The 6,883-nt window shown below is 36.2% G+C and carries 4 protein-coding genes and 1 pseudogene; 1 reads left to right on the forward strand and 4 read right to left on the reverse strand.

Annotation, left to right across the window (positions count from 1 at the left end):
* Both ACFIJK_RS08560 and ACFIJK_RS08565 read right to left on the reverse strand, forming a co-directional pair.
* Positions 1 to 566, reverse strand: a pseudogene (locus ACFIJK_RS08560) (DEAD/DEAH box helicase family protein); the annotation flags it as partial.
* A gap of 966 nt (positions 567 to 1,532) precedes the next feature.
* The gene (locus ACFIJK_RS08565; protein ID WP_375627499.1) at positions 1,533 to 2,318 is read right to left on the reverse strand and encodes an abortive infection family protein; all 786 of its coding nucleotides are present in this window, start codon (positions 2,316 to 2,318) and stop codon (positions 1,533 to 1,535) included.
* Between the two features lie 1,118 nt (positions 2,319 to 3,436).
* Between ACFIJK_RS08565 and ACFIJK_RS08570 the strand changes: the two genes are divergently transcribed.
* Positions 3,437 to 3,559: a hypothetical protein gene (locus tag ACFIJK_RS08570; RefSeq protein WP_375627500.1), complete on the forward strand. Its 123-nt coding sequence runs from the start codon at positions 3,437 to 3,439 to the stop codon at positions 3,557 to 3,559.
* Between the two features lie 285 nt (positions 3,560 to 3,844).
* Here the strand turns inward: ACFIJK_RS08570 and ACFIJK_RS08575 are convergent, their stop codons facing one another.
* A complete protein-coding gene (locus ACFIJK_RS08575; protein ID WP_375627502.1) occupies positions 3,845 to 5,209 on the reverse strand; it encodes an MFS transporter in 1,365 nt (454 codons plus the stop codon).
* Between the two features lie 581 nt (positions 5,210 to 5,790).
* A complete protein-coding gene (locus ACFIJK_RS08580; protein ID WP_375627501.1) occupies positions 5,791 to 6,069 on the reverse strand; it encodes a hypothetical protein in 279 nt (92 codons plus the stop codon).
* Positions 6,070 to 6,883 lie beyond the last annotated feature (814 nt).

The raw sequence follows: 6,883 nt of genomic DNA on the forward strand, positions 1-6,883 counted from the left end.
CATTGCAGTAGAATCTTGGTTTTTATCAGGTTTGCTAACTTGTGTATCGGAACAGACAGAAAAAAAACGTAAGGGTGGTTCTGTATCTGCTGTCATTCTCTTATCGTTTGGGATATTAAAAAGAGAGAGTACAAAAAATAAAATACGCTTGCCTTTCCCAGCAAGAGTTTCTGCTATCTTTAAGACTAGTAAGGTCTTTCTCGTCCTACACGCCATAATCAATTCGCAACAGTCTGCTTCTTTTAGAACCCCTCACAGAACAAGCTTTAAGCGCTTCTTGTTGATGATCTAAAAGCTTTTTCGGTTTTTTTTCTTAAGCGTAGCTTCTCCTTTTTCTTCAAAAGGACTCAAATCTATTTGACTGTTTTCTCAATCAAACAGATTAATCCTTTGAATCTGGATTTCTTGGACTGCAAAAATATGAGAAGCGTTATCACTCCACTCTGTTTCGAGTGCTATCGATAAGAATATGACAGGTGAGGATTTTTTTCCCACTGACTACTATAAAAACTATCAATATCTTCTTTCTTGATCTGATGATTTGTATTATAAAACTTACAATGCACCATCACTCATATTATATTTGTCCGTCTATATCACATCCAAGTTGCATCCTTGCCAAGCAGCGTTGCTATATGAGGAAAAGTCTTATTGCTATCATCTCGTCCCTCACGAGAGAACTTATTAAAATAAACCTTCATTCTAGATGCTTAAAAATAAGCTAAAAAACATGTTGTTGGAGTTTGAAATTTGAAAACTGAGCTTTGCCTCTCTAAAATGCAAACTTCCCAATCCTTTTCTGAAACTAATCGTTCACGATCTTATTCCAGAAGACCCAAAAAATCCTACAAACAGAACCAAAAATAATCAAAGTCCTCTCCAAAACTTTCAGATATCCTCGTCTTTCAGAAAAAAAACTGTCTTATATCTGCAATTTGGCTTGAGAAAAAACGGAACATCTCCACTCATACATAAAAAATGGCGAGAAGGTGAAAAAAACGCTTCCAACTTACCTCTATCTTAATATCATAAAAAGCTACAAAACTTGCTTCTAATGAAAAACGCAAGCCAAACTCTTCGTCATGGCACACAATCTTTTTAAAGGGGCAGAAACCTTCAAGAAAAATCAACATAAAGGGCCTGCTACTGTAGTCCAATCTTGCCTATTTTTTAATTGCTAACAATACCTAGGGGCTGCTTTCTTATAGAATTAAAAGCATCTGGAGAAGGTGAAAAAGCTTCCAGAAAATGATTTAAGAAAATTTGCTCTTGCTCTTAGCTCGAAATATAAAATGTTATGATAGGCTTTTGATGAAAATGATGTTGTTTTGGGATAAAAAAGACAAACATGCGTGGAGTGGAGGCTTTGCTAGCCTTTTGTCTTAAAAGACAAAACCTAAAATGCCTATGATCGTAACGATACCCCGATTATTTGCAAAGAGTGTTTTGTAGAGGGTAAAGCATTATGTTGGTAGCAAAAAGCCTGTAAAGAGAAAATGGTTATGGCATGTAAGAATAGTGCTCTTTATTTATTATGGCTGATCCATGAGCTCTAAGATATAAATTGAGAGGGAATGGGCGGCATTAAAAGTTAAACGCGCATGGCGAGGTTTGAGATTGATTAGTTCAAAATCCTTTTTTGAGCGGCCGTGCGCTGCACCTTTCTTGTTTCTTAAATTCATAGTACCATGCACAACTTGATACAGACCGGATGTGATCATTTTTAAGTCATTTGCATCTAGATCTTGATTTTTTAAGTTTTCTTGCTTCAAATCTTTGGGATGGATCTTAGCTTTCTTAACGACTTCTTCCCATAAAGCAGGCAGATTATTACGGGCGTTTTCTGCATATGGGATAGAATGGTGGTCGAGATAAGCTTTGCAAGAGGCTTCCAATAGATTTGCTGCAAATAGAACTGCCTCCCTTGGATCTTTTTCTATATTTTCTAATGCCCTATTTATTTCGATTTCTACTGCTGAAAGTCCTTTCTCTGCAATACGTTTTTGTAGCTCTTTTATAGAAAGAAGACCTGCTTTGATAATATACCCTCCACGCTGATATTCCAATCCATCTTTCTTTAACGTTTCTAAAATTTTACGTTTATCTTTTTGTAACTGTAAAATTTTTTCATATAATGATGGATTTAATCCGCTTGAGTCTGGATCATAATATTCTTTTTCCATAAAATAACTAAGCAGGTTACCAAGGAACTCAAGTGGTTCTTCGCATTGAGAATTGATTGCACGTAGCCATGCTTTAACTTTTTCGCGTTTTGTACCTTCTGGAATCTCAGAAGGAGCAAATGATCCAATAAACAAGTCATCTAACTCCTTACACGTATAATGGTATGCAAACATTGGAGGAAGTAGTCCAATGATTGCAGGAGGGATTTTGTTTTTCTGAGATATTTTTTGCGGAGACGATAATTGCATTTTATGGCTTTATAATATCAAAAAGTGGTGTGTGGAGTGGTTTTTAGAGTATGATTTTATTGCTTGACCTTGCATAGAAAGTCGCGCAACAATTTTGTGGCTTATATAAGATTTGTGAAAGAGAAATGCCATATTGTGTTTTAATTTTTTCTCTTTTCATTGTTATAACAGTGAAGGGGGTGGATAATGTGTGATAATTCGAAAAATATAGAATGAGAATAGAAGTATAATTTTGTATTATCGTAACTGCAATAACATTCTTTATTGGCAGATTGTTTATTGGAGATGAGAAGCAGGCAATGCGCATAATCTCTGACATGACAATAAGGAAGGTTTTGTGACAAGAATTTCAACAGTGGTATGTTACCAAATGTTGTGTGTTTTTTTTGCTTGTCAGAAAGAGTAGATGGCGCTCTTTGTTCGCATAACCGGTAGAGAGTAATGAGTGGGTAGGGGATCGGTTTACCAATCTCGTTTATTCCGTTAAAGCTTACCGGTTTCTATAAAAAGGCTGTTTTCATGATATCCGCTGTTAATCTCGCGTATTTGGTCGTGATGGAAATATACACGTTTATCGTGCCTGTAAGGGAGCTTGAAGCAATGAAGTTATGTGTAAAAGAGTTCTGAAAAGCTTCTTTTGTCCGTAAATTTTATAAGGAAAATCTAAAGGCAGGAAAATGTTAGAGAAATCTCAGAGCACACTGTAAAAGTAAAAAACAGCCTTTTTAGAGATGGTTTGCTGTCTGTCATCGTGCATCATGATTTTCAATATTTTTAAAAATTTTCCCCTCAATGAGAGAAGGCTTTTTTATTAAAGAGGGGTAGATTTCTGTTGACAGTTCACAATGGAATGGAGAGAGATGCTGCTTTATCAGATGTTTTTGTCGCTTCATCTTCATTTGAACCTGTTGCGGTTATGCAAGCATAGCAATTCAATGAGGTTTAAATGAGATGAATAACATCGCCAAGTTTGCAGCACGTTGCTATTTTCTACATCGCGATGCGTGGCAGAAGATGATCAGCATTTGGGGGGGGCGGGCGCGCGGGATGCCATATTCTATGCTGGTGCTGTAGGGGTGTCTGTTAGCGTGTTTATGGGACTATTCCGCATTGAAATGGGTGCTTAATTTCGTGGATATTTGCAAAGATACCAACAGAGAATCCCATATTTCAAGAGGTTTTGAGAGGTGTCCAAGAGCACAAAGCAAGTATGATGTTGATAAACACCGCATGTTATTGGAGATGGCCAAATTTTAGAGCTTAAGGAGCTTGTCGGTTTAGTGTCCTTTCATAAAAATGATGAAGGCTGTGGTCAAGGTTTCAGTGTGTTGGTTTCTCGAAAAGTGGTAAACTGCTCTATGATATTATATGTCGTTGCAAATGTTATTGAGAAGGCGTTCAAACAAAGCATATCATAAATCGGAGCCCTTTTCTTTATGCGACAAGGAGAATGCAAGGCAAAACAGTAAAAATGCAGCGATAGAGAATATAAAGAATATGAGATATGTTTGGTTTAAGGACAGATATTCTTCTGTCAGCGAATGGATCAAAAATCCAGCGAATACACCCCCCAAGGCTCCGCCTATTTGCTGTAATATGCGTGTGATAACTGCTGTATCTTTGACGTATAAGCTGTTGACATATTGGATAGGGGCGGAAAGGCAGACAATGGTGGTGATGCCAAGCCCTATGCCTCTTAGCAAGAATCCAAGCCCATCCATGCTTATATTATAGCCGAAGCATAATAATCCAAAGCTTGATATCACCAAACCAATTCCTATCATGAAAAAGGGAGTTTTTTCTTTCCATTTTTGGTAAATAAATTTCCTTCCGATCCATGCACCTACCCCTTGTAGAGCAAGGACTGCGCCGATGATGAGAAGGCTATTTTCATGGGCTTTTTCCATGGCAACGGCTAAAGGAAAATAAACGAGGAAGCTATAAAAAAGAAATGAAGAAACAAGCCCCATGATCATGAGTAATGTGTAGCGCGCATTTTGAAATCCGCTAAAGACGATTAATTTGTTTTTTGCTTTCTGATTAGAAACAATGAACAATATGAGAGATATCATCGCTATAAGTGCTAGGATATATACGGAGGTGTTGTTCTTTATATTTCTGGCTTCTGTGAGATAGAAAAACGAAATAAGCGATATGAAAAATGCTAAAAATGCAAATAAGTTAAATTTTGTTTTTGTTGTTTCGTTGCTCTTTAAATGTTTTGCTCCAATGGTGAGTGCCAATAAAATAAGCGGAATATTGATAAAAAATAACAAACGCCAAGACACATACTGAGCAAGCGAGGCGCCTACCAGCGGACCAAAGGCAGGAGCGAAAACTGTTGGTACGGCTATGGTGCCCATGGCTTGGCGCACCCGTGTCTGCCCAAACTGTAACGCAATAATGGTTTGGCTAAGGGGCAGCAAAAGACCGGTCCCGAAACCTTGAACGATACGGGCAGATATAATGGTTGGAAAATTATAGCTTAATCCTACCCCCAGTGATCCAAGCATAAAAATGAAGCTTGCAAGAAACCAAGTCTTTTTGATACCTATTCTTCCTTGCACAAAAGCTGCTATCAACAATCCTGGTACGGTGGCAAGAAAATAGGATGTTACAACCCATTGTATATTATTTTCCTCTACTGAAAGATAATGCGCAAGGTTAGGAAGGATGACATTGACAATGCTCCCGTCCAGCAAGGGGAGTATGCTGGAAATAATTACGGTATATATTACATACCTTTCTGATTTGGTATAGGAATCCACCTTTTGCATGATCATGCTCCCTACAGACACTCTTTAAAATATTGGTTCTACCCCATAAATCACAGACTTTGAGAATGAACACCTGTTTGTGATGGCTTTAATATGGGGATGAATGTGATTGGAAGCGCTGATGGTCCCCTTGTATACAATCCCTCTTCCTCCAAAATGAAGCCATCAGTTAAGTTGATCTCAATGAGTTTATCGAGGAGTCTATTCGCCGTCAACTCTATCTGCATAAGAGCAAAAGCGGAACCTAGACAAATGTATATGCCTTCTCCATTTACATTTATTATTTAATATGGAAAATGCTTTAAAAGCTTTATAAATCAAATTATTGACTGAAAAATTCAATGTGTGTTTATGTATCATTTTTATAATTAAATGATTGTTTGGGGGCAAATGTATTCTCAATAGTTTACAATTTTCTTTTCTTAAATGTGCAGCCTTTTCTGGAAAAGGTTCGACGATCTCTTAATCGTTTAATAAAAATTAAAATCGGTTATAAGGAAGAGCTTGTAAATTATAGAGCAGGAAAAAGTTGCATTTTATAAACAACAGGGGAGGGCTGTTTCCATTGCTCAAACATTTTTTCAAGTTGTTATGGTATCTTTTTGAAGTGCTTGATCGATAAAAGTTTCATAATTATCAGAAACAATATATTGGGTATTTTCTCCTAAAGCTTTGAAATGTTCACGACCGCAATGGATTTTCGCTTTTTCCAGATCGTGCAACATGTTTTCGAAAATACTTCTGCTTTCCACAATAAGATACAGTTTTTCTTGCCCATCTTTTACTTCAATAGAGGCAACTTCAATCTGCTTTATAGACTTGTGTTCATAAGCATCAATAGAATCGAGCTTATATAGCATGTTGTGTTTATCAAGATGAAATTGTTTATGTAGGTTTCTTGTATTGAAAGCAATAGTAAGATTTTTGATCTCTGTATAAAAATATTTACAAAAAAAATTAATAACGCATGATTATAGAATTTGGTTCTTTGTTTGAAGCGTGTAAAGTTAAATCGTTGTTTATTCATAGATTTTGTGTTCACTATTTATTTGATACATTTAATCTAAAATGTAAATTGTGTTCGTATACTCAAACTAAAGTACTGGTATTGAGGCGGTGAGCGTGTCGCGTTGTTGAGAATAGATAATTTGGTAGGCTGGTATTTCCTTTGTACCAGAGGAATTTCACCTTATTCTCTCATATTATGTGTGGATGAAATGTTAACCGCATAATGCTCCCTCTTACATGAGATGTAAGATTGATATGCTTTCCATATTAAGAAAAGTTGTTGATTGTGTAGGAATATTTTTCTGCGAAATTCGTTTTGCTTAAATGGCAAAAATAGAGCAATAGTTGCATATTTATTGCGCTGTAACGCATATATATAATCGATGGAGTCAACATTTCATCTAAGAAATTTTTTAAAGAAAAAACATAAGTAAATAGAATTGTTGAAAAAATCTTTTATTTTTAAGCTTGTTTCTCGTGATTATAAAAGCTTTACGTGGATGTCGAAAAATTTGGTTGTGTTGAAAAGCATGAAAAATCAAGGAAATTTTGCAAAAAAAGCTGCACTATGCGTGCAGCTTTTTTTGTGTTTGCTTTAGAGGTAGACGTTTTAAAGCATGAAAGTATCCTTACGGCTTCTGTAACCATAGTAGCCAAAAACACTGG

It is taken from the genome of Bartonella sp. PS17NMGDW (assembly GCF_042193555.1).
In the GTDB taxonomy this organism is placed as follows: domain Bacteria; phylum Pseudomonadota; class Alphaproteobacteria; order Rhizobiales; family Rhizobiaceae; genus Bartonella; species Bartonella grahamii.